Raw genomic sequence first — 23,853 nt, forward strand, 5'->3', positions numbered from 1 at the left:
GTGATCTTTGCCAATTTAAGGCATTGATGAAATAGCTTATTACTTTATAAACCAGGGTTATAACTGAATAAAAATGCCTTAACCGTTTAAATTACCTTATTTTTTAAAATTTTGATTAATTTTACCAGATACAGGGGTTTGGGTAAACTCCTTAATTTGACCACTCATTATGCTTACTGCTCAATCACTTCAAAAATTTTACGGTGATCTCCATGTATTAAAAGGGGTGGATGTTGCCATACAGGAAAGTGAAATTGTATCCATAGTAGGTGCCTCAGGTGCCGGAAAGAGTACCTTGCTTCACATATTGGGCACCCTGGATAAAGCTGATTCAGGAAATCTGGAAGTGGATGGCTTAGACATCCTGAAGCTCAATGGAGATAAATTGGCTTCCTTCCGGAATGATCGGGTAGGTTTCATTTTCCAATTTCATAATTTATTGCCTGAATTTACTGCAGAGGAAAACATCTGGATTCCCGGGCTCATTGGCAAAAAATCTGAGGCTTTTCTCAGAAACAGGACTAAGGAGCTTGCTTCATTGCTGGGAATATCATCCAGGCTTTCTCATAAGCCATCCGCACTTTCAGGAGGTGAACAACAACGCGTAGCTGTGGCCCGGGCTCTGGTGAATAATCCTGACATGATTTTTGCGGATGAACCCAGTGGAAATCTGGATACTCAAAATGCCCAGGCCTTACATGAGCTGTTTTTCAAATTAAGGGATGAATTTGGCCAGTCTTTCATAATCGTAACCCACAATCAAAACCTGGCAGGTATGTCGGATAGGATGTTAACCATGGAAGATGGAAGGATTTTAACCTGATGAGAAGGCCTGCTTTGGTATCTTTGGAGAAGGTTGGGCAGGGAATCAAAAATTAATAATTAACTTTGCGTCTTTAAAAATGCACTTTATGGTATTAGAATTTGAAAAACCAATAGCTGATCTGGAGCATAAGATTCAAGAAATGATACACTTGGCGAAAGGGAAAAACATAGATCTATCTGCAGATATACAATCCCTGGAAGAAAAACTTCAGGTCTTAAAAAAAGAAACCTTTCATAACCTTACCCGATGGCAGCGGGTACAGCTTTCCCGACATGGCGACAGGCCCTATGCTTTGGATTACATTTATGAAATGACCAATGATTTTATCGAATTATTTGGAGACCGTACCGTGAAGGATGACAAAGCCATGATCGGAGGTTTGGGTGATATCAACGGTAGGACAGTCATGTTTATCGGACAGCAAAAAGGCAGGAATACCAAACAAAGGCAGGAAAGGAATTTCGGTATGGCCAATCCAGAGGGGTACCGGAAAGCACTAAGGCTGATGAAAATGGCCGAAAAGTTTAACAAGCCCATTATTACCCTTATCGATACTCCGGGTGCTTTTCCAGGAATAGAGGCAGAGGAGCGGGGGCAAGGAGAGGCCATTGCCAAAAACCTAAGGGAGATGTTTAAACTGAAAGTTCCTGTTATCTGTATCATTATCGGAGAAGGAGCATCAGGAGGCGCATTGGGAATAGCCATAGGGGATAAAGTGTATATGTTGGAAAATACCTGGTATTCTGTGATTTCTCCTGAGTCCTGTTCATCTATTTTATGGAGGAGCTGGGATTATAAAGAGCAGGCTGCAGAAGCGCTGAAGCTCACGGGACCTGACATGCAGGAAAATGGACTTATAGATGCCATCATTGAAGAACCTTTGGGGGGTGCCCACAGAAACATGCAGGATATGGCCGTTAGAATTAAAAATCAGATTATTGATGCCCTGGCTGAGTTGGATAAAATGAAACCCGATAAGCGCATAGAAAAGCGCATTGATAAATTCTGTGTCATGGGGATCGTTAATGAATAATGTAGGTGGGAAAACCCACCTTCTTTTGATAGGAAAGGGGATTACAGCACTTGATTTTGGAGAACAAAAATAAATTAGGTATCGTGCTCTCCGGCGGAGGAGTGCGTGGAATTGCCCATTTGGGTATATTGCAAGCCTTCAATGAAAAAGGAATTTACCCAGACTACCTGTCCGGTAGCAGTGCAGGTGCAATTGCAGCTGTGATGTATGCTTATGGCCATAAACCCGAAGCGATTTTAGATATCATTATCCAAACCAATTATTTCAAATTCTTCAGGCCCTCCATCAGTTTTAAAGCCCTGTTAAAAATGGATTTACTGAAGGGCCTATTTGCGAAATATTTACCTGTAGATAATTTTTCTGCCTTGAAAATTCCAGCTTTTATTGCGGCAACGAATATTCAGAAAAGCCAAACGGTTTATTTTTCTCAGGGACCATTGATCAAAAGGCTGATGGCATCTTCTTGTATACCAGGAATGTTTGAGCCGATTTTGATGGAGGGGTCACTGTATGTGGATGGCGGGGTTTTAAACAACCTGCCGGTCGAGCCTTTAGTGGATAAATGCCAAACCATCATTGGGATTAACTGTAATAACCTACCGGAACTTCAGGATATCGGCCATATCAAGGGGCTGATTGAGAGAGCGGTTATCATGTCGATGAATTACAATGTATACAGCAGAAAACATAAATGTGATTATTTTATTGATCCACCCGGGCTGGCCAGGTATGGGGTATTGGAAATCAAAAAAGCAACTGAAATTTATGCTGCTGGACTCGCTGCAGGAAGCGCATTTATCGAGCAAAACCCCCAATTGTCGGCACTAAAAAATGAGGATTTCCATCCAATAAAACCATGAAGTTACTTGCAAGATTTGTATTTTGGATAACTGGCTGGAAAATAGCTGGTCAATGGCCGGAAGGGCTGAAGAAAGCTGTTTTGATAGCTATTCCCCACACGAGTAATTGGGATTTACTATATGCCAGGTCAGCATTTTTTCTAATGGATGTACCAGTAAGGTTTACCATCAAAAAGGAAGTAATGGTTGGCCCATTGGGCTGGTTGATCAAGGCATTGGGGGGAATCTCAATTGACCGCAAGAGAATTCCTGGCAGGAGAAAGCAAACCTACACAGAGGCCATGATTCAGATGTTAGGGGAAAGAGATGAATTGGTCATCATGGTGACTCCTGAAGGTACCAGAAGTTATGCCCCCCGTTGGAAAACCGGCTTTTACCACATCGCTTCAGGTGCGGATGTCCCTATTGTGATTGGGTTTTTAGATTACAAAAGAAAGCTGGCAGGAATAGGTCCTGTCATCCAGCCAAATGGTAAAATGGAGGAGCAAATGGAAGAAATGAAGGCTTTTGGGAAAACCATTACGGGTAAATACCCGGATCAGGGGATTCGCTAAAATCTCACATTCCTATTGACATGCCATTAAGGGTACGATTTTTGGTATTTATATATCGTCTTTCTTTGTTGTAAATTGTTTGTATAATGATCAATAGAAAATTTAAAAATTTAAAACGGTTTACTTTTTTTGAAATTATCTTCGATAGTGTCAAGGAGTTTGGTAAGAGTGATTCGGTTACTTTTGCTGCTTCTACAGCTTTTTACACCATTTTCTCCCTGCCGGCATTATTGATCATTGTTTTAAATATCGCTTCAGTCCTTTATAGTGAAGATACGGTAAAGGAGGAATTGCTCGCCCAGGTGACCAGTTTGATAGGGGAGGAAAGTGCCCAAACGCTGGATGAAGTCATGAAAAATGTAACGATTAGTGGGCAGGGAATTTATACCCGAATATTGGGTATTGGTATTCTGGTTTTCTCCGCTACTACTGTTTTCGTAAGTCTTCAAAACAGCATCAACCATATCTGGCACATTAAATCTAAACCAGAACGGGGCTTTTTAAAGTTTGTTATCAACCGGTTGCTTAGTTTTTCTATGGTAGCCTCAATTGGTTTTCTGCTGCTGGTATCTTTATTGGCAGATGCCTTTATTGTTATTTTTCTAAATTATTTTTCTGAAGTTTTTGACACCGGTACATTGAAATTGGCCTCCATTATAAACTTTATTATCACGCAAACCATTCTGGTATTGATTTTTGGCTTGATGTACAAGATATTACCCGATGCTGTGGTCAAATGGAGAGACGTATGGCTGGGTGCTTTTGTAACCATGGCTTTGTTTGGTCTGGGAAAATATCTTATAGGACTTTACATGGGTAATGCAGATGTGGGAAGCTATTATGGGACTGCCGGTTCCCTGGTAGTTGTTTTGATCTGGGTATATTACTCAGTTCTTATTTTTTTATTCGGAGCTCAATTGACCTTTTTTATTGCAGAAAATGTAGGTGGCCAGGTAACCCCTATCAAACAAGCAGTTAGGGTTAAGCTAATTGAAATGGAAGAAGAAAATAACAATGAAAATGAAACCTGATGCTATTATCAGATAGTAAATCCCCCATCCACTGTAAAAATGGCGCCCGTGGTATAACTGGAAGCCCGGGAAGCCAAAAACAAAGCCATTGCTCCGATTTCTTCTTCCTCACCAATCCGTTTTAAGGGAAGTTCTGCCAAAAATTTTTCCCTTATTGACTCATTGGACCACAAAACTTCAGAAAATTTGGTTTTGATTAAACCGGGGCAAATGGCATTTACCCTAATATTATAGCTTCCCCATTCCTTGGCAAAAACTTTGGTCAGAGAAATCAGGGCCGATTTGCTTATGCTGTACAGTCCGAGACCTTTTTCCGGAGATAATCCACTGATAGAACTGATATTGATAATAGATGGGCCTGAAGATTGCCTTAAATAGGGCAAACTTAGTTTCGAAAGCTCATAAGGTGCTTTTACATTTACCTCAAGGATTTTATCAAAAACCGCCAGATCGGTTTCGTCGATGGGGCCATAGACAGGGTTGGTACCCGCATTATTGACCAGGATGTCTATCTGCCCATACTTTTCAATGGTTTGATTGATCAGGTTTTGCCTTTCATCTGCATATCCAATATTATTGGCTATCCCACAAACTTCATATCCCTTTTCCCTTAACTTGTGAGTAACCTCATCCAACCTTTCCTGATTTCTGCTATTGATCACTACTTTGGCCCCTGCTGCGGCGAAAAAGTGGGCGATAGAAACACCTATTCCCCGGCTGGCACCTGTAATTATTGCTACTTTATCTTGTAATGAAAATAACGAATTTAAATCCATGTTGAGTTACCTGTCTAAAAGAAAAGAATTATTGTGATCCAATTTAAGGGATTAATGTCAATTTTAACCCACTGTGGAAAAAATTAATTTAAGTATTCTTCTCAGATTTTAACTATTTTTTCAAAAGGGATCAAAATGGAATCATTTGCCCCGACCCTCGTTGTCCCTATATCCGGTTCCTCCTTCCATGTTAGAAACTTCTTTCCCCAAAACTTCCTTGGAAGATATTTCCTGATTGGCATTAACCTTCCCCTTTTTTCGATTAAATATCCTTTTAAAGATTAAATAAACTGCCAGTATTATTGCTCCGATAAATAATGCGCCTATTAACAAGTCCATGATATGTTTTTTTAGTTTTTGTTAGATGCTGATTATGAAACAAGAAAGGTGCCTAATCGTTCGATGACTATATCTTATTTTAAATAAATACCCATTTGCATGGATATGAATGGAATGAAACCCATACTGCCGTCCATTTGCTCCCATTTAAGCCCAAGACATGCTTTGCGAATTACCTTTTAGGGCTAAAGTGCATCAGCTTGGAAAGACCGAAATAGAAAAATGAATTCAAGGGTTGATCTGGTGTTAGAATAATTTCCCTTGTATGGGAGGGCTTTTAAAAGGGTTTTCTGTACCCTTCAGTATTTCAAAAAACAATTTTAAAAATCCATTTTTCCAGCTCTCGGAGTTGATACGGATATCCGAAGGCTCCAGGCGGATAGAGCCACTCAGCTGGCAATACCCAATCATCATACTCCACAAGGTATAAAATGTACTTTCTGCCTGAAGATCAGGTCTGATGCTTCCATCTTTGATCCCTTGTGAAATGGCTTTGATCCCTGATTTGGCCAGATCGTGGTGGCTTTGAAGCAACTTATTGAAATATTGACTTTCTATAAGCAGTGGATTCACTTTGTCCTTGTCTGACTGATACTGGTCCAGTAGGGATAAAAAATATAGCAAGGCTTCATGATACACTTTTTTTTCCTGGGCGAAGTGAAGGTATCCATGCACCAAACTTGTCATGATCTCTATTCCGGTTTTTTCCTTGGGTTTTCCAAACGCTTTTTGAATCATGTCCTTTAATTCATCTGTTCCTTTTTTGGTGATGGCCATGTACAGGTCTTCCTTGCTTTTATAATAAAAGTATACCAACCCTTTACTGATTTTAGCCTTCCTGGCTACATCGTCAACCTTGGTGGCATGAAAACCTTTCTGGCCAAACAACTGAATGGCTGCTTCAAGGATCTTTTTTTCTTTCTGTTGTCTCTCGTAAACCCCCATAGTCAATTGGTTTTGTACCCATATCCTGAAAAACCCTGTGGTAGTAGGATTATGACTGAACCCTGATCAGGTAATAATTCTTTTTCCCTTTTTGAACCAACAGGTATTTTTCCTGAAGCAAAGGCATTTGTATGGCGGCCATAGGATCAGCCACCTTCACCTTATTGATAGAAAGCCCCCCGCCCTGAATGAGTTTTCTTGCTTCTCCTTTTGAATTGAAAATGGTTTTATCCCTACAAAGAAGCTCCAGGATATTTTCTTTAGCAGTAAAAGTTTCCTGGTCAATTTGCATTACCGGAACCCCTTCAAATACTTGTAGGAATGTTCGCTCATTCAAGGTAGAGAGGTCTTCCAGGGAGGAATTTCCAAAGAGTATCCCGGAAGCTTTCTGAGCCATCTTAAATTCCCCTTCACCATGAACCAGGGTTGTTATTTCCCGGGCGATGGTCTTTTGCAATACCCTTTGATGGGGCGCTTCAAGGTGCTCATTTTCCAGGCTTTCAATGGCTGTTTTATCCAGCGTGGTAAAAATCCGAATGTACCTGCAGGCATCTTCATCAGAAACATTCAACCAAAATTGGTAAAAAGCATAGGGAGAGGTTTTTTCCGGATCCAGCCAGACATTGCCTCCTTCAGATTTGCCAAATTTACTTCCATCTGCTTTGGTGATCAGAGGAACTGTAAGGGCAAATGCTTCTCCACCTTCTTTTTTTCTGATCAATTCGGTTCCGGTCACAATATTTCCCCATTGATCCGAACCACCCAACTGAATGCTGCAGGAATTATGCTTCCACAAATGGTAAAAATCATACCCCTGGATCAATTGATAGGTAAATTCCGTAAAGGAAAGGCCATTACCATCTTCCAATCTTCTCTTTACAGAGTCCTTGGCCATCATGTAATTGACGGTAATGTATTTGCCTACATCCCTGATAAAATCAAGAAAAGAAAAGGTGGACATCCAGTCATAATTATTGACCAGAATGGCTTTGTTTTCACTGGTTGCGTTGAAATCTAAAAATTTTTCCAATTGCTTCCTGATGCCGGTGATGTTATTATCCAGGGTAGCCTTGTCCAGTAGGCTCCTTTCAGCCGATTTAAAGGAGGGATCTCCGATCATGCCTGTGGCGCCGCCGATCAGGGCTACCGGCTGGTTTCCTGACCGTTGGAAGTGCACCAGGGTCATGACACCTACCAGATGACCAATATGAAGAGAATCGGCAGTGGGGTCAAAACCCAGGTATGCTGCAGCCATTCCTTTCTTTAAATGTTCCTCTAATCCCGGGGTCATGTCCTGTAACATTCCCCGCCACTTTAGCTCTGCTATAAAATCATTCATCTTCTCGGCTTTTTAAATGCGTCCGCAAATATAAGGCATCCGGTGAAATTGAAGGAACGAATAGGTTTAATTATGGCTGAATTTCGCAGACTTCCATTTTTAATAATTCCAGTTGGCATTGCCCGGAGGGCAGGGTAGAAGCGTCTCCCTGTAGGCTTTTCTTTTCAGATCGGTGAAATATATGGAAATTTCGTGAGATACATGGGCCGGATTACTAAACCGGTTCAACATGTAATCATAGCTGTATGCCATGGTGATGCCTTCCGGAAGGTTAAAGCCTAAAACGGCATTGACCGAATTCTGATCGGGCAATTCATTGAACCGGGTAATATTTCTAAAACCCAAGCCTCCGATGAAGTTTTCCACCTGCAGCTGAGGGATTACTTCTATTTGCTGGAAGGTGCCCTGCCGTTTATAATTGAAAGATACTGAAAACACCTTTCTGATGGTGTAGGTTTTGAACATTCGGTTATCGAGGTTTTTCACATAACCGCCATGAACCCCCCATTTGATGGGAAGATTATTTCCGATCCCATCATCCAAAAAACCGATATTTGGTCTTGTGACATGACTACTGCTGATTCCAAACCAAAAATCCGGCACCTGAAGCAACGCCCCAAAAGAAATATCTGGATACCAATTGCTGTCTTCTCCAGGTAACCTGTCTATGGTATTGGGGTTGACACTTCGGTTTAATAAATCGATCTGATCTCCGAAAACCAATTCCTGAAGGGTAAGGCTTCTGTTGACCACACCAAATTGCCCCCCAAAGCGCAGAAAGCTTTCCTCCCTTAATTTTAACCTGTAGGAAATATACCCGGCGATGTCTGCTGATCTTATTTTCAAAAAGGATTCTGTAAACTGGGAAGCGGAAAGTCCTATTCCCACATTGGAATCATCCCAATAGTTATCATAATAAAAGCCCGCTGCATTAAAATCGTAACCCAGGCCAGGCCATTGCTTGCGGTAGTTTATCCCTACCCGGCTTGTTTCCATGGCACCAGTTAGGGCTGGGCTCAGATTTAATGGTGCCGCATAAAATTGGGTAAAATGGAAATCCTGTCCCATGGATTCATTCCATCCCCCCGTCAGACATAAAACTACCATCCCTATGATCCATAATTTCTTCATTCCAATAGCATCAATGCACCGTTGTCTGAAAACTCCCTTCCATCGGTGGTGGTAAAATTCATTTTATAAACATAATTGCCGGGAATAGATTTCTCTCCACGATAGGTACCATCCCATCCCCTTGAGTCCAAATCATCTGTATGGAAAATTATTTCACCCCATTTGTTCATAATCGTAAAGGAGATTTCTTCAATATAAAGAAATTTGGGAAAGAAATAATCGTTGATACCATCTCCATTGGGGCTGAATACATTCGGTACCTTCAGGAAGTAATCCAATATTTCGATTTCAAATGTTGATGTAGTGGCACAGTCCCAGGAATCAAAAGCTGTCAGACTTATCTGATATATACCTGCTTCCTGATATTGGTGGACAGGACTTGTTTCCAGGCTGGTGTTGCCATCGCCAAAATCCCAGAAGTAAGATTCGATGTTGCCACTACTGTTATTTATAAATTGCACATCAAAGTTGACCAGATTTTCTCCAAAGCTGTCAAAAGAAGCTGAAGCAAAGCTCCCATCCACTAAGACCTGGCTATTGTCTACTTCAAAGCTTCTGCTTTGGGTACAGCCATAACCATCTGTCACGGTGACTGTGTAAGTACCTGGTTCATCGGTCCTCATCTGGTAACCATTATCAAATACCTCCCCACTGCTCCATTCAATAGCATATGGTGCTACTCCACCGTCTACATTGATTTCAAAAGTTTCCGAGATTTCCCTGGGTTCGCACACGGCTGAGGTAGTGGATATCATGTCTATGGTGATGGGAGAAGGTCTGTTGACCCGAAAGGTTTGGCTCACGAAACATCCGGATTGGTCTGTTACCTCTACGGAATAGGTGCCGTTGGTCAAACCTGAAATGCCAGGGCTAGTGGCGCCATTGCTCCAATTGTAATTGTAGGGAGGACTGCCTCCTGAAACGACCAGATCTATGGCACCGCTTTGTCCATCTTCACAGGAAAGCGCATCCTGAATTTGCTCCACCACTACCAAAATATCTGGTTCTACGATATTGAAAGACCTTTGAATGGTGCATCCTTTGGCATCCTCCAGCAAAACACTATAAGTTCCCGGCCCCAGGTTATAGAGGGAGGACTGCTCCGGACCATGATCCCATATGGCCCTCACCGGAGCTTCCCCTCCTTCAAGGTTGAGTAAAATGCTTCCATCTGCAGCTCCATGGCAAGAGATCTGCTGAACCTCAGGGTCTACATCAAAAACGGGTACGTCTTCAATAGTGGTTTCCCTTGTCAGACTGCAACCATTCGCATCGGTGATGGTCACCTGATAAAACCCTGGACCCAGACCCGTAAATTCGGTTTGGGTGGAGCCAATGTTCCAACTTACCTGGTAAGGTGCCTCGCCCCCTTCAATGTCTACGGATAGGTTGGCATCATTGGCATTGAAACAAGAGACGGGTGTTTGATTCAGGCTGGCCTCCAGAGCAGCTTCTGGCTGCAAGATTTGAATTTCAGGAATGACTGCTGTACAGCCATTGGCGTCAGTTACGGTAAGGGAATAGTTACCCGCAGGAATGTTTTCCAGGTTTTGACTGGTCAGGTCTATGGGTGCCCCGTCCCTGCTCCATTCTAATGTGTAAGTATCGGGTATGCCTCCACTCAGGTTGATGGAAATGCTACCGGTGGAAGCTCCAAAACATAATACATCTTCTTTATCCTCCAGCGACACTTCAAGCAATTCCGGCTCATTTATTTCGAACCTTTCTCTTTCCTCACAGCCATTTTCATCTGCCAGAACCACTTCGTAAATGCCGGGTGAAAGCCCTGAAATGGCTGTTTCACCTGAAGTGAAATCGCCGGGGCCTGTCCACGAAATGCGGTAGTTTTCCGTACCTCCGGAAGGAGAAAGCGAAATGCTTCCGTCATTTGCTCCAAAACAACTGATCCCAAACCCATTGAAATCACTGACGCTAGCATTCAAATCAATAGGGTCCGGTGAAAGAATCTCCATTTCCTCTGAACTGATGGCACATCCGTTTTGATCTGTAACAGTGAGTTGGTAAACCCCGGGACCTAGTGAATAAATACTAAGTTCATTTGAGGAAAACCCCTCCGGACCGGTCCAATCATACGTGTAATTTCCTGAACCCCCGCTCACAGTCACCTCAATGAACCCATCTGCTTCCCCAAAACAACTGATATTAAATTCATTGAAGGAGGATAGTTCTGTGGATTCAATCCGGACGCCAAACTCAGGCTCGGTAATCTCCAGCCCGGTCAATTCTTGAAAACATCCATTGGCATCGGTTACCTGTACCGTATAGCTCCCTGCTGGCAGGTTTTCAACTATCCAGTTGATGTCAGTTGTCGGTGGCGCATTCCGGGTGATGCTACCATCTTGATTTTCCAGGCTAAAAAGATATGGACCAGCAGAAGGTCCACTCAGGCTCACCCCCAGTTTTCCAGTTTCCTGTCCAAAACAGCCCACATTTTCTTTTTCTTCGGTCAGCTCTACTAATTCCAGGCTTTCTGGTTCGGTAAGGGTGTAGCTGCTGCTGATCTGACAGCCATTCTGGTCAGTAATCCTAACCTCATAGTCACCAGCTTCCAGATTTTCCAGGGATGGATCATTGGAAATAAAACCGTTCGGACCTGTCCAGGCGATGTTGATGGGCTCATTCCCGCCTGAAATGGTTAAATTGATAAAACCCTCATTCCCCCCATTACATTGTATGCCAAAACCATTGAAGTCCGAGACCTCATCGGTTAAGCTCAATGCATCAGCTTCTGTAAGCTCGAAAGTTTCCGACAGGGAACAGCCGGTTTCGTCTGTGACGAGAAGTTCATATGTTCCTGGTGCCAAATCGGAAATTGAATTGCTGTCTGAGGTAAAGCCATTCGGACCAGTCCAGGATAGCGTCACATCTCCTTGTCCACCTTCTACCTGAAAAGAGATGGACCCGTCACTGGCTCCATTACAGGAGATTTCATAACCATTATAATCTGAAACTGATACATCTGTTAATTCCAGGCCGGTATCCGGTTGAACGATAGGAATGTCTTCAATAATCTTGGTACAGCCGTTTAAGTCCGTAACCTGTACCCAATAATTTCCCGCTTCAAGGTCAGTTAGTTCATACCTTTCTCCGGAAAAGTTATCAATGGTCCGCAGAGGAGCTGTTTCACCCATTTCCCCAAGCTGAATTTCATAGGGAAGCACAGAGGGGATGGAAATGCCTACGACAATGGCTCCTGTATCTTCTCCAAAGCAGGTGATGTCAACCCTTTCCTCTTCGATCTCCCGGATAATCAATTCCATGGGTTGGTCCAGGTAATAGTCTTCTACAAAACTGCACCCGTTGGAATCGGTGACTTCCAGGTTATATGTTCCTGGCCCCAGATTTTCCAGGACCGGATCCGTAGAGGTAAACCCATCGGGACCTGTCCAATTATAGGTATAGGTTCCTGTCCCCCCGCTAGGATTGGGATCGATGCTGCCATCTGCACTACCTGAACAGCTTATTTCATATCCATTGTAATTTGGAATATTTACGTTTAATGAAATAGGAGGGGGAGCAGATAATTCTACTGACCCTATGGTTGCTGTACAATTATTCTCATCAGTTACCAGAAACTGGTACTGGCCAGGAGCCAGGTCGTAAATATCCTTATCTGAAGATTCAAATCCATCAGGGCCGGTCCAAAGGTATTCAAGTTCTCCTTCACCCCCGGAAATTTCCAATTCAATGCTCCCGTCAGTTAGTCCCTGACAGGAAATCTGAAAGCCATTATAGTCTGAAATAACCGGTTCTTCAATCAATAATCCCGTTTCAGGCTGCTCTATAAGGATATCATTGATTTCAAAAGTACAGCCATTGGCATCTGTGACCACTACCCGGTAATTTCCCGCCGGCAAGTCTTCGATAAATACGGGACCAAATGCCGTAGAGACTATGGGTGAAGGCTTGATACCTTCTGAATCACCATCCTTGTAGGCTTCAAAAAAATAGGGTGCGTTGGTTCGGCCATCTACTTCCAGCACAATCAATCCCGTTTCTTCACCAAAACACTGTACGTCTACCCTAAGGTCTGCCCGCTCAATCATGGATAAAGGGTCAGGCTCGTTTAAAGTGAAATTTTCTGCCAGGAAGCAGCCATTGGCATCGGTCAGCAAAACAGCATAATCGCCTGGTTCCAGGCCTTGCCGTTGCGCATCCTCATCACCTGGACCAGCAGGCAATTCCGTCAATCCTGAAGGGTCAGCTGCATCCGGGTCGGCAAAATTTCCCTCATACCATTCAATGGTGTATGGCCCCGTACCACCTGTCGGAGAAATAGAAACAAAACCGTCTCCTGCTCCATTGCAGGTCACATCATTAAAACCAGCATTAAGATCCAGGGGATCAGGCCCCTCGACAAGGATTAAGGGGGTTACAAACGTACAGACCAGAGGCTCTGCATCCGGAATTTCAGATTTTCTGGCACTTTCGGTGATTTCTGCATAATAACTGCCCGCCGGAAGGTCAGTAAGGCTACTGTTCATTCCGGTAGTTTCACCAGCAGCAGAGATCAGGTTATTCTCTCCACTGCCCAACTCCTCACCACCTGCGGTAAACCATTGTATATTGTAGGTTCTCCAGGCTGAAATGGGGCTTTGCTCAAAAGGCTCAGACCAGCCACCGGAAATAAATAAATCAATTTGCCCATCACTGGCCCCGAAGCAGGTAGGGTTTAAAATGGTTTCTTCAGCCGTAATGGGTTCGGGAACGACAATCTCAAAGGGTTCAGTACCAAGACAGCCAAATCCGTCTACTATTTCCATGGTGTAATTTCCCGGCCCTAAATTATCAGTACTAATTACCAGGTAATCTTCTGTAAGACTAATAATATCATAGATTTCAGATACAACATTATTGTTCCCGTCCAGAATGGTAAAAGACCTTAGGGGTACTTCGGCATCATATATGATATATTCTATCACCCCACCTGGATCTCCGGCGCACAGCGGGCCTGTAACATTCAATTCAAAATCTATATTATAGGCTTCTCCTATGGGGCCAGCATTTCTGCTAAAAGTCCTGCCCAAATTGTCTTCAACAAGGATTTCATAGGTTGCATTTCTATCCAAATCCAGCTCTTCTCCTCCAAAAGTTACGCTGGCACTTCCCTGTCCGGAAAAAAAGCTATTGATTTCCTGTTCGCCAATAACATCTCCATCTTCATTCACCAAGGTAAAGATAAAGGGGAATGACTCAGAGGGTGTACCCGGGTTAGGCCTGTAAGCCCGTACCGTCAAAGATATGGTGCCCAGGCATGTGTTTTCTCCGTAACTGGTTTGGGTTATAGGAGGGATGACCAGGACTTCCAGTTCGTATTCCACCAGGTCAGCCCCATCAGAAATCCGTACATTGACCCCTATTCTTTCCCCTTCTGCGTTCCATTCATCATCGTATTCTATGGTCCTGTTGATGGTGTTTCCGGTAAAATCGTATCCTGTTCCTTCAAATACTTCCAGCGTCAAATCTCCCAGATCTCCCTCATAATCTATCGAAAGCATGTCCAGGGTGATTTCCAGGTTCTCATCGTAATGAATTTTTACCTCCTCCTGGCCAATAACCGAAATGGGCAAAAATAACAGCCAATCTTTACCCTGTGTATGCAATAAAGCACTAAGGGTCAATACCATAATAAGTATGACGGGAATAAAAAATTTCAATCGTTCACTTTGATAAAAAATAAAACCTTTATTAAAAAAACCCACAACAAAAAACAGTTTTAATTGTTTGAACTACAAAATATTGAACATAATATAACATGAAGCAATAAAATTAAGCAATTGATTTTAATAATTGATATTAGCTTTAGGTTTTTTAATCTATTGATTTAAAATAAATGCTAGCAGATCCCTGACCTCCTCTTCCTGAAGCTCCTCAAAAAGTCTTTCAGGCATGATGGACGTTTGGCTAAATTTGATAGTATGAATATCAGCGTCTGAGACATATTCGCCTTTTCCTCCCAATGGGGGGGCGATATATTTGACACCGCCCTCATCTTTCACCAACTTTCCTATTATTTTTCTCCCGTCTTTTAAGGTAAGCTCCATGGTCTCAAAACCTTCCCGGATATCCGCATTGGGATTGATGGTATGTAACAACCAATAATCCAAATCTGTCCTGTCATAACCACTCAGATCAGGGCCAATTTCGCCTCCGTTTTCACCCAGACGGTGACATGTGCCGCATTCGGTAACAAACACTTGCTTGCCGGTCAATGCATTTCCCTTACCCTGAGAGGCTACTTTTTTCCAATACTTGATGCTTTCATTGATTTGTTCCCCATTTAATGGCTTGCTTTCCGGCCAGATTTCCTCTGTATTTTTTGTTATGTCCTCCGCTTCCAATGCGTAGAACTTTCTTATCAGATGATAAGGTACATCTGCTTTATGAATTACTTTTGTTTCCGTAATTTCATCGAAAAATGCCCTGGCCCACTCGGGGCGGCTGGAAAATAGCCGAATGGCCTCTTCTCTTACATAGCTATCCCCCCTGATTCCCGGATAGATGGCAGCCATCCCTTTGCCTATTTCAGGTTGATTAAAGTTTTTCAGGGAATGGATGGCAGCCTGTTTTAGAGTGCTGGGACTGTCTCCCGATTTTGTCAAATCCAATAAAACAGGAACAGTTGCCGGGGCTTTTACTTCTCCAAAAAGTGAAATGAGGCTTAGCCTGTTTTTTAAGGATTGTTTTTCATCCCTTACCCATTCCAACGCATCCGGGAGATGAGCAAAATCACCTGCCCTCAACTCCATCTGGAAAGGAGTTGCCTCCTGTTCTTTCCCTGAAATTTCATTCAGTAGCTTTTGAGGTACAGCTGTCAGGTCCCTGCCCACCATACCTTCGTAAAAGCCATTTACCAGGACCTGGTCAAAGGATTCATTGGGCGATGTTGTCAAGAAATCTATGGCAGCCTCATAGTGATTTCCCATTACCAAACGCTGCATCATGCGTCCTGCCAGGTGACTTTTGCTGACTGGGTTATTCCAGTTTGTCGGATTATCCCACCAGGCCAATACGGCGGACAGATCATTTCCTATCTGGGATTCCAATGCCCACCAAACCAATAGGGGGATATCCGGATCGTTGGGATCCAAATCCTGGTGAAGGAGGGCCTCCAGTGCTGGCAGAGCTTGGTTTACGGGAAGTCTTTTGATGGTGGAAGCGATCTGGCTGATTACTTCAGCTGAGGAATGGTTTTCTGCCAGTTGGATAAAGGTGGGGAAAATGTCTTCAGAAATAGATTTCTCGTCCCCCAATAACCTGATGGTCCACATTTGAACATGGGCATCCGGGTGCTGCAGGGCTTGCTTCACGAATTCTCCCTTAAAACCATTGGAAAGATTAATGGCCCACAATGCCTCTAAGGCAACCTGAGGGTTTTCAGATCGGAACAGGGGAAGCAGCTCGGGCAAGGCATTTTTATCTTTCCGGTCGGCAAACTGCCTTAATGCCTGTTGTCGGTACCATTTATTCGGGTGTTGCAGCCAGGTGGCCAGCTCAGTGAAATTTGCTTTACTGAAATCAATGGATGGCCTGCTTATGGCTTGAGCAGTTGGTTTGATGCGGTAAATTCTACCGCTGCTTTTGTGCCAGGTATCCCGGGGGTCTACATGGGAAAGCCTGCTGTCATACCAATCGGCCAGATAAATCGCTCCATCAGGGCCAGTTTTAATGTCCACGGGTCTGAACCATTTGTCTGTTGTTTCAACCAAAAGTCCGATATCCTTATTGGAGAATGAGGATCCGTTTTCTTCCAATGCCGTCAACTGAATGTAGTTGTGCAGGGGGTTTAGGGCCATCATTTTGTTCCGGTATTTTGGCGGCAAAAGATCGGCTTCATACATCATGACCGCATGCGTAAACCTTTTATTTTCGCCGCTTAGGGGCATGTTTGGCAAATGACCAAAGGCATAGGGGTTAGTCAGTGCACCATGCTTGCCCCAGCTCTTGATGTAATAGCCGCCCTGTTTGTAATAGGGGCCCCGGCCATAACCGTTGGAACCTGAAAAAATTCTGCCCTTGCGATCAAATTCCAGGTAAAAGGGGTTGTTGCCTCCCCCTTCAGCGAAAAGTTCAAATTCCTGTTTCTCCGGATGGTACCTCCATATGGCCTGACCACTGAAAGCAACAGCTTCGCTGTTTTTGGATTGAATATGGGATGTGGTAGTACTTCCCTGGACCCCGTAAAGCCATCCATCCGGCCCCCAATGCAGGCTATTGGCTACCGCATGGGTATCCTGCAGGCCAAATCCCTCCAGGTGTACTTCCGGATCAGCATCTGGCAGTCCATCCTCATTTTTATCTGCAAAGGCTAAAAGATAAGGAGGGTTCATCACCCATATTTTCCCCCTTCCCAAGGCTACTGCCGTTGCAATATTTAAGCCGCTGATGGCATCGAAGGAGGTGTCAAAAGTACCATCTCCATTGCTATCCTCAAATACACTGATTCTATCTGCGCCCCTTTTCCCTTCTGGCGGAGCTTCCGGCTGTTTGTCAAAGCTGACCCGGGTATGGTTATCTATAGCTGTGATTTTTAGTCCCTCAGGATAGGGGTATTGATGATACTGTACTACCCATAGCCTTCCTTTGTGGTCAAAACTCATGTGAATAGGTTGAACTATATCCGGCTCGTTCAAAACCAGCTCTATTTCAAGATCCTCCGGCAGCTGAAAAGCCCTGACGGCATCTTCGGGTGCTGTAGGTGAGGATTGAGGATCAGTAAGGTCGCCCCTGCCTTCAAAATTTTCCATATAGCGGGCCACGTCCTCATTGGCAGCCAAAGGGTGATCAAATTTTTTTTCCTGGCAAGCCTGGTTAAGCAGGGAAATGCCCAGTAGCCATAAAATTGGAGCCAAGCCATTGATCGGCTTGTAAAAGGAAGGAAAGGTAATCATTTGAAGTTGAGGGTAATGTCAGATTCACAAATGTCTTTGTGCGCATTAAATTATGGATTTTAAAGGAGGCTACGATACTTTTCTCCATTATTTTTGATATTTTCGCTTAATTTCTTTCAAAAAAGAGCATTTTTGAAAATACAATTGACTCAAAAATAGTTGAACCCATGAAATCGACACGATTAAAATCATCATTAAACATACAGGGCAATGATTTTTTTAATCATCAAAGATTCTCCCGATTTTGGGATAGGGACAGGCTATCTGACCGCTTAAAAATAATAATCATATGAAAAAAACCATATCCTTTTGGTTTCTGACCGTCATTCTTTATTCATCAGCCTTTGCACAGCAAAGTCAATGGCATCCTGTCAAAGATAAAATTCTTAGCCCCTGGGCCGAAGATGTTGACCCCCTGAATCCACTTCCTGAATATCCCCGCCCCCAAATGAAAAGGGATTCCTGGCAAAATTTAAACGGGTTATGGGACTATGCCCTGGTGGACAGAGGGGCTCCGATGCCCGGATCTTTTGACGGGGAAATTTTGGTTCCCTTTGCCATTGAATCAGCACTATCCGGAGTGGGCAAAATGGTTGGGAAGGATCAGGAGCTCTGGTATTTTAAAGATATTGAAATACCCCGTTCTTCAAGAAGGGATAAGGTATTGCTTCATTTTGGTGCGGTAGATTGGGAAGCTGAAGTGTTTGTCAATGGACAATCTGTAGGTACACACCAGGGTGGCTATGACCCTTTCTTTTTCGAAATTCAGGAAGCATTGAAATCGGGAAAAACCCAATCCCTGGCCATAAGGGTATGGGATCCAACCGATGAGGGACCCCAACCCCGGGGCAAGCAGGTCAATGAGCCAAAGGGAATTTGGTATACCCCGGTGACCGGTATCTGGCAAACGGTATGGCTGGAGGCTGTTCCTGAGCAGTACATCTCAGGAATTAAAAACAGCCCGGATCTGGACAAAAAGCAAATTAAAGTCAGGCCGGATATTGCTCATTACAGGGAAGGGCAGCAAGTGCGTGTGAAATTGCTGGCCGAGGGGGAGCTGGTCGGCGAAGCAACAGTAAATAATCAGGAGGAAGCTTTATTTACACTTTCCAACCCCCGGGTTTGGGATCCGGAAAACCCTTTCCTTTATGATGTGGAAGTTACCTTAGTTGAAGGTAGGAGGGAAATTGATCAGGTTACGGGTTACACGGCCCTTCGGAAAATCAGTATGGGACCAGATGCACAGGGCATTCAACGCCTGCTTTTAAACAATGAATTTCTTTTTCAATACGGACCATTGGATCAGGGCTGGTGGCCCGATGGGTTGTATACTGCACCCACCGATGAGGCCCTGCTTTTTGACATTGAAAAAACCAGAGACATGGGTTTCAATATGATACGGAAACATGTCAAGGTAGAGTCGGCCAGGTGGTATTACCATTGTGATCAAATGGGTATGCTGGTCTGGCAGGACATGCCTAGTGGGGATATGGGTAACCGCTGGGAATCCAGGCCCGGGGTGGTAGGAAAAGGTACAGAAAAACAAAGAACACCGGAATCAGAGGCCATCTTCAGGAAAGAATGGGAAGCGATCATGGAGGCCAATTATAATTTCCCTTCCATCGTGGTATGGGTACCCTTTAATGAAGCCTGGGGCCAGTTTAAAACTGAGGAAATTGTGGAATGGACTGTAGAAAAGGATCCAACCCGCCTGGTGAATGGGGCCAGTGGTGGCAATTACACCAAATTGGGCCAAATCATGGACATGCACAATTACCCGGATCCTGTGATGCCTGATCCCGGCATCTGGGGTGAGGACCAGGTTATAGTCCTTGGAGAATATGGTGGGCTTGGCCTTCCTGTGGAAGGGCATACCTGGCAGGAAAAAGATAACTGGGGGTACCAGAGTTTTAAAGACAAAGACGAACTTCGGGACAGGTATAGCCAATTGATCCGGGATTTAAAACCCCTTATTCCGCAAGGCTTATCTTCAGCCATTTATACCCAAACAACAGATGTAGAGGTAGAAGTAAATGGACTGATGACCTACGACAGAAAGGTGCTTAAATTTGAGCCAACATTTTTAAAGCAAAAAAATGCCGAATTATACTCCATTAAAATCCCAATGAAATGAAATCAACCCTTATAAGTTCTTTGGTATTATCAGGCCTATTACTGGCCTGTGGCCCCGGAGAGACAGAAAATTCTCAAGAGAATCAGGAACCTCAATCTTTAACAGCAATGGATAAGTCTAAATTTGAAAAAACCATCGATGGAAAACCGGTCAAACTATACCGCCTGCACAATAAAAATGGGATGGAAATGACCGTAACAAATTTCGGTGCCCGGGTAGTAGAATTATTTGCCCCGGACAAAAATGGAAATTTTGAAGATGTGGTTCTCGGATATGACAATCTCGAAGATTACATCAATCATCCGGGTTCTTATTACGGAGCTCCCATAGGGCGTTATGGTAACCGCATTGCCGATGCCAAATTTACCCTCGATGGGGAGACCTATGAACTGGAAGCAAATAATGGACCCAATAATCTTCATGGCTGGCCGGGGGGCTACCATATAGTGGTTTGGGAGGTTATCGAAGCTACTGATCAGAAATTGGCCATGAAATACGTTTCAGCGGATGGACATGGGGGTTTCCCAGGTGAACTCACCATTTTTATGAATTATTTTCTTACAGATGAGAATGAGTTTAAAATCACCTATGAGGCTACCACCAATAAGCCTACCATTGTGAACCTGACCCATCATTCTTTCTTTAACCTGAATGGTCATGGGGAAGGAGACGTTACCAACCACATGTTGGAATTAGATGCGGATAAATTCACTCCTGTCAATGAGGTATTGATTCCCTTAGGGGAATTGCGGCCGGTAGCAGGTACACCCATGGATTTTACTAGTCCTCATTTGATCGGAGAAAGGATTGATGCCGATTATGAGCAATTGCAGAAGGGTGGAGGATATGACCACAATTGGGTAATCAACAGGGAAGAAGGAAACAAGGACACCAAATTAGTAGCCAGCGTTTGGGTACCCGAAAATGGAAGAAAAATGGAAGTCTTCACCGATCAGCCGGGAGTGCAGGTGTATACGGGTAATTTTATGGACGGAACATCTCCCTCAAAAGGCGATAAAACGTATGGCAAAAGGGGCGCCATTTGTCTGGAAACCCAGCACTTTCCTGATTCGCCCAATCAGCCTCAGTTTCCCTCTGTGACCTTAAGGCCCGGAGAAAATTACACCCATGAATGTGTGTATAAGTTTTCCGTAAATGAGTAGGTAATGTTGAAAATCAATCATTTCCTTATTCCTGTATTTTTGGTTGCTGCAGCCTGTTCTTCCGAAAAATCCGGAACTGACAGCAGCCTGGACACTGATGATGCTGATTCCCTAATAAACTATCTTCCCCTGACCATCGACATGGCAGATAGGGGCTTGGAAGAAATCATTCATTCCACTGCCAAAGCGAGCATTCTTGGCAGCGGTTATACCTGGACGGAGGGGCCGTTATGGCTGGAGGAAGAGGAAATGCTTGTATTTTCTGAAATTCCTGCCAATAAAGTTCATTCCTGGAAGGAGGGAGAAGAAGCCAGGGTCTACCTGGAACCGGCAGGTTTTACCGGATCTGCTTCCCGCGGGGGGGAATTGGGTTCCAACGGGCTCCTGCTGGATCCTGAAGGTAATCTTGTTCTTTGCCAGCATGGAGACAGGCGGCTCGCCAGAATGCTGGCCCCCCTGTCTGATCCTAAGCCTGAATTTGAAACAATTGTGGGTCTGTATGAAAGCAAGCCCTTCAACAGTCCCAATGATGCGGTATATGACCGGCACGGGAACCTTTATTTTACGGACCCACCTTACGGTTTGGAATTCAATATGGATGATCCGGCAAAAGCCATACCCTTTCAGGGAGTATACCGTTTCAGCCATGATGGCAGCTTGGAGTTGCTGTTGGATAGCATCAGCCGGCCCAATGGCCTGGCATTTTTGCCTGGGGAAAAGGAGTTGATCATCGCCAACTCAGATCCGGAAAAGCCATATTGGTACATTTACAAGCTTGATGAGGAGGGAAACCTGGCAAATGGCAGGATTTATCAGGATGCCAGTCAATTGGTGCAGGGGGAACCGGGGCTGCCCGATGGACTGAAAATAAGGCGTGATGGCGTCGTTTTTGCCACCGGACCTGGAGGTGTATGGGTTTTTAATCCCTCTGGGAAACTGTTGGGACGATTGAAAGTGGGGGAATTGACCTCTAATGTGGCTCTCAATAAAAATGAAGATGTTTTGTTTGTCACAGCAGACAGTTATGTAGTAAAAATTCCTTTAAGGTAAGGGACAGCAAATTTACTTCAAATGAATTTAAGTAAAGGTATTTTTTCTTTCAGCCGTTGTTTGATATTTTCCGGAAAGGCTTTTTTTCCCATGAAAATATCTGTCAACAGCTCACATCCCTTTTGACCGTATTTTTGCAGTAGCAGGTTTCTTAAGGAAGGCTGAGTATAAAATACCCAGGCCATGATGGCCGAAGTTTTTAATTCGGGGAGGAGTTTTTCTTCCAGTTTGTTCTGGTAAGCCACATGGGTGAGTTGATTATGCTCAAAATTTTCAAGGATTGCGTTGACTGCCAATTCTCCCGAATACAGTGCATTGGATATCCCCTCTGCAGTTAAGGGATCAGCAAATCCGGCGGCATCACCAACAAGAAGTACATTTCCTTTTGAAAACCCGTCTGTGCGGGGAGCGATGGGAATCTGAAAACCATGAGCGGTAGAGGACAGTATTTCCCGGATATTTAATTTTTTAAGGTAGTCCTGGTAAAAGGCTTTCAGATTAATTTTTTGTTTCCTCATGCTGGCAACTCCAAGGGATAAATGGTTTCCTTTTGGAAAACACCAGGCATATCCATGAGGCACTGCATCCACATCAAACCTGACTTTTTCGGATAACCTTTCAAAGTCGGTTTTGCCCACCATTACTTCGTATTCCAAAGCTGGGATAAGTGTCCTGCTCTCCTTCCAGCCTGCTATTTTTGCAGTGGGGCTCAGTGCTCCATCCGCAGCTATGAGGTATCGGGTTCGGATTTCACCGGCTGAAGTTTGCAGTAGGATGCCATTTTCTGTTTCTTCCAACCCGTTTAATTGGGTTTTGTCCCTGATATGGGCACCCTTCTCCATCGCTTTTTCCACCAATAAGGCATCAAATCCATCCCTCATCACCATGGTGATAATAGGATCGGTTCTTTTGGTTAAAAAATAATGGCTGGCATCCTCAAAAAAAACTTCCAGTTCATTGAATGTTTTCTCAACTACCGGAGAAATGTCAAAGGGTAAGCGGTTCCTGCCACGAAATACCAGTCCGCCACCACAGGTTTTATACCGGGGCAGCATTTCTTTTTCAATGATCAGTACTTTCACTTGCCGGGAGGCAGCCGTATAGGCAGCCATGGCCCCTGCGGGCCCTGCCCCTACAATGACTATATCAAAAGAATTCATGGATGCTGGAAATTAAATATCGTCAGGTTCTCTTTCAGGAATATAAGGACCGGTTAAGATAATTTTGTTTGCCGCCGAATTAAATTCATAATCGATTTTTATTTTATCCTGGTCTGTTTCATGAATGTTGAGACAGGCATTGTAATAAACTTTATCAAAGCCTAATAGGCAGGAACCCTTGTCTATTGATGGAGCTGCTTCCCAGGAAAGCAGCTTAATATTTTCTGCGATGGCTCCATCAGCCTTGGTATACAGACTCAGAAATATAGCCAATTCCTTCTTTTTTTGTTCAAAAATACCCGGGAGTGCGTTTTTTAATTCATTTTCTGAAATTGGTTCTGTCGATTTTAAAATCCATTGTTCTTGCATGCAAAAGGTTATTTTGTTTGAAACACCAATTTACCTATTCCTTTATCCACCCGATAGTCCATTTGTGAAAAATCATGTATTCTTACATGAAATCGACACGATTAAAATCATCATTAAACACACAGAGCAATGATTATTTTAATCGTCAAAGATTCCATGTGGCCATTAAAAATCAATTATAAACACATGAAAGCTAAGGAGGATTAAAAATAATTATTTAAATTGATTTCT

General features: G+C 43.7%; 17 protein-coding genes. 8 read left to right on the top strand and 9 right to left on the bottom strand.

Annotated features, from left to right (window positions below; translation table 11 throughout):
- The first annotated feature begins 169 nt into the window (after window positions 1-169).
- The 5 genes from GL182_RS08410 to GL182_RS08430 all read left to right on the top strand — a co-directional run bounded on the left by GL182_RS08410 (window position 170) and on the right by GL182_RS08430 (window position 4,304).
- Window positions 170-823 carry an ABC transporter ATP-binding protein gene (locus GL182_RS08410; protein WP_163379225.1) on the top strand — a complete coding sequence of 218 codons (654 nt, stop codon included), beginning with the start codon at window positions 170-172 and terminating at the stop codon, window positions 821-823.
- An 88-nt stretch (window positions 824-911) separates the two neighbouring features.
- Window positions 912-1,859 carry an acetyl-CoA carboxylase carboxyltransferase subunit alpha gene (locus GL182_RS08415; RefSeq protein ID WP_163379226.1) on the top strand — a complete coding sequence of 316 codons (948 nt, stop codon included), beginning with the start codon at window positions 912-914 and terminating at the stop codon, window positions 1,857-1,859.
- Between the two features lie 56 nt (window positions 1,860-1,915).
- A complete protein-coding gene (locus tag GL182_RS08420) occupies window positions 1,916-2,719 on the top strand; it encodes a patatin-like phospholipase family protein (RefSeq protein WP_163379227.1) in 804 nt (267 codons plus the stop codon).
- The gene (locus GL182_RS08425; RefSeq protein ID WP_163379228.1) at window positions 2,716-3,273 is read left to right on the top strand and encodes a 1-acyl-sn-glycerol-3-phosphate acyltransferase; all 558 of its coding nucleotides are present in this window, start codon (window positions 2,716-2,718) and stop codon (window positions 3,271-3,273) included. The genes GL182_RS08420 and GL182_RS08425 overlap by 4 nt, the downstream gene beginning before the upstream one ends.
- Before the next feature lie 86 nt (window positions 3,274-3,359).
- Complete coding sequence (locus GL182_RS08430; protein WP_163379229.1) at window positions 3,360-4,304, top strand: YihY/virulence factor BrkB family protein; 945 nt, start codon at window positions 3,360-3,362, stop codon at window positions 4,302-4,304.
- Between the two features lie 8 nt (window positions 4,305-4,312).
- Here GL182_RS08430 and GL182_RS08435 read toward each other — a convergent pair whose 3' ends face one another.
- From GL182_RS08435 to GL182_RS08465, 7 genes are all read right to left on the bottom strand, one after another.
- Window positions 4,313-5,080, bottom strand: coding sequence for an SDR family NAD(P)-dependent oxidoreductase (locus tag GL182_RS08435; protein WP_163379230.1), 768 nt, complete (start codon window positions 5,078-5,080; stop codon window positions 4,313-4,315).
- 141 nt (window positions 5,081-5,221) lie between these two features.
- Window positions 5,222-5,419 (bottom strand): hypothetical protein, encoded by a 198-nt coding sequence (locus GL182_RS08440; protein ID WP_163379231.1) that lies wholly within the window; start codon window positions 5,417-5,419, stop codon window positions 5,222-5,224.
- Between the two features lie 246 nt (window positions 5,420-5,665).
- The gene (locus tag GL182_RS08445; RefSeq protein ID WP_163379232.1) at window positions 5,666-6,364 is read right to left on the bottom strand and encodes a TetR/AcrR family transcriptional regulator; all 699 of its coding nucleotides are present in this window, start codon (window positions 6,362-6,364) and stop codon (window positions 5,666-5,668) included.
- A gap of 49 nt (window positions 6,365-6,413) precedes the next feature.
- Window positions 6,414-7,703: a tyrosine--tRNA ligase gene (gene tyrS / locus GL182_RS08450; protein ID WP_163379233.1), complete on the bottom strand. Its 1,290-nt coding sequence runs from the start codon at window positions 7,701-7,703 to the stop codon at window positions 6,414-6,416.
- A gap of 99 nt (window positions 7,704-7,802) precedes the next feature.
- Window positions 7,803-8,834 (bottom strand): PorP/SprF family type IX secretion system membrane protein, encoded by a 1,032-nt coding sequence (locus tag GL182_RS08455; RefSeq protein ID WP_163379234.1) that lies wholly within the window; start codon window positions 8,832-8,834, stop codon window positions 7,803-7,805.
- Window positions 8,831-14,482, bottom strand: coding sequence for a PKD domain-containing protein (locus GL182_RS08460; RefSeq protein ID WP_163379235.1), 5,652 nt, complete (start codon window positions 14,480-14,482; stop codon window positions 8,831-8,833). The genes GL182_RS08455 and GL182_RS08460 overlap by 4 nt, the downstream gene beginning before the upstream one ends.
- A gap of 189 nt (window positions 14,483-14,671) precedes the next feature.
- Window positions 14,672-17,746 carry a PVC-type heme-binding CxxCH protein gene (locus GL182_RS08465; RefSeq protein WP_163379236.1) on the bottom strand — a complete coding sequence of 1,025 codons (3,075 nt, stop codon included), beginning with the start codon at window positions 17,744-17,746 and terminating at the stop codon, window positions 14,672-14,674.
- A gap of 289 nt (window positions 17,747-18,035) precedes the next feature.
- On the opposite strand from GL182_RS08465, the gene GL182_RS08470 reads away from it, so the two are divergent.
- The 3 genes from GL182_RS08470 to GL182_RS08480 are packed head-to-tail and all read left to right on the top strand — an operon-like array spanning window position 18,036 to window position 22,093.
- On the top strand, window positions 18,036-19,880 hold the full coding sequence (locus tag GL182_RS08470; protein WP_163379237.1) for a glycoside hydrolase family 2 protein: 1,845 nt from the start codon (window positions 18,036-18,038) through the stop codon (window positions 19,878-19,880).
- Window positions 19,877-21,043, top strand: a complete 1,167-nt coding sequence (locus GL182_RS08475) for an aldose epimerase family protein (protein ID WP_163379238.1) — start codon at window positions 19,877-19,879, stop codon at window positions 21,041-21,043. Before GL182_RS08470 ends, GL182_RS08475 begins: the two co-directional genes overlap by 4 nt.
- 3 nt (window positions 21,044-21,046) lie before the next feature.
- The gene (locus GL182_RS08480) at window positions 21,047-22,093 is read left to right on the top strand and encodes an SMP-30/gluconolactonase/LRE family protein (protein ID WP_240469745.1); all 1,047 of its coding nucleotides are present in this window, start codon (window positions 21,047-21,049) and stop codon (window positions 22,091-22,093) included.
- A gap of 17 nt (window positions 22,094-22,110) precedes the next feature.
- Here GL182_RS08480 and GL182_RS08485 read toward each other — a convergent pair whose 3' ends face one another.
- On the bottom strand, window positions 22,111-23,253 hold the full coding sequence (locus tag GL182_RS08485) for an NAD(P)/FAD-dependent oxidoreductase (RefSeq protein WP_163379239.1): 1,143 nt from the start codon (window positions 23,251-23,253) through the stop codon (window positions 22,111-22,113).
- A 12-nt stretch (window positions 23,254-23,265) separates the two neighbouring features.
- A complete protein-coding gene (locus GL182_RS08490) occupies window positions 23,266-23,622 on the bottom strand; it encodes a hypothetical protein (RefSeq protein ID WP_163379240.1) in 357 nt (118 codons plus the stop codon).
- Window positions 23,623-23,853 lie beyond the last annotated feature (231 nt).

It is taken from the genome of Cyclobacterium sp. SYSU L10401 (assembly GCF_010993705.1).
Taxonomy (GTDB): Bacteria; Bacteroidota; Bacteroidia; order Cytophagales; family Cyclobacteriaceae; genus Cyclobacterium.